This window comes from Herbaspirillum sp. GCM10030257, from assembly GCF_042666555.1.
Taxonomy (GTDB): Bacteria; Pseudomonadota; Gammaproteobacteria; order Burkholderiales; family Burkholderiaceae_D; genus Noviherbaspirillum.
The window spans coordinates 1-1,261 of sequence record NZ_JBHTDH010000108.1; the positions used below are offsets into that span (position 1 = coordinate 1).

General features: G+C 43.1%; 1 protein-coding gene. It reads right to left on the minus strand.

Annotation, left to right across the window (positions count from 1 at the left end; all coding sequences use genetic code 11):
- Positions 1–323: 323 nt before the first annotated feature.
- Positions 324–632, minus strand: a complete 309-nt coding sequence (locus tag ACFQUU_RS29280; RefSeq protein ID WP_382252155.1) for a contact-dependent growth inhibition system immunity protein — start codon at positions 630–632, stop codon at positions 324–326.
- Between the last annotated feature and the right edge of the window lie 629 nt (positions 633–1,261).

A 1,261-nucleotide genomic window follows, 5' to 3' on the forward strand; every position in this document is an offset into this window, starting at 1 on the left:
CACTCTGCATTGCAGTGGGCAACACCGGCCGAATTCGCCCGTCTGGCAAGGAATAGCGCCTTGTCTGCACCCACAACGGAGCCGAAATTTTCTCCGTTAGCCCGGTACTAATTCCGGGATACGGTCAACCTGGTTGCAGCCTTGTTTCACACGGCTCTAATGAACATAAACCATTCCATATCTTCATTTCGCATTTTTCCAAATCCCTTTAATTTTTATCGATGGGGAAGTTGAGCTTTCGCGATGGGCAACCTACGTATTCGGATTGGAAGCGTATTGGTAAATTTGGTCCCGAAGAGTAAGTAGATTCTAATCTTTCCTAATTACTGATCAGCCGAACGAAGTAGATTCGCTACGTGATATAACCATGCTCTAGCGCCAAGACAATCAGCACTTGGCAAGTAGTAACACCCTAGTTCGATTAAAAGATTTTCTTCAGTTACAGTGTCGTCTGTCATAGCTGCAGCATACATCTCGATGTGGTTAGCCAGATTCATTAACTCATTCACGCAAAACCCATCATTGATAAATAGACGTACTATGTCATCCGGATCCATCGCGTCAAGAGTCCAGTCCTGATGAAAATAAGCACCAAAAAATTGTCTTAAATTATTCCGAAATTCGGATGTCATAAAATTTCAAGATTTCATGGCATTGGATCAAACACGACACACCTAACAAGTTTCGATTTTATTTCAAGAGATTTGCGTTACGTAATTGTTCAATTGGCGCCCAATCTTTGGGCGGTTCGGCACTATTACTCCACCAAAGCATTCCTTTCTTAATCCAAGCATTTCGTATTGTGTCGTGAAGCGTCTTGGCGTCGTCATAGCCAAACTCTGTACCACAACACGGGCAGATGTTATAGCTGGCACACCCATATAAGTCATATGCCGGTTCCTCTAATTTGTTATATCCACAAATCGAGCAGACATATCTTTCACTATAGAACATGAAGATAACTCCGATTGCCTTTGTACTCGTGTTTGCGAGATTCGGCTCTTAATAATTTGTATGCAAGATTATCCTTGCAGTGCATTCAAATTCTTACCACCTTCAGCCATGCTTTGGTTAAGCCATCTGTCAGAACGACATCGTGATCGTTATGGCAAATAAAAAGTTCAGCCTGCTATCTACTAGAACTGATTTCATAAATACCTTCGGAGCAGAATCATGGCGAGAGCAAGATGAACAAAGGCAGTGTAATGTTCGATGCAGCGGTCCCATCGGGTAAGCACGCGCTTGAACTTGTTGAGCCATG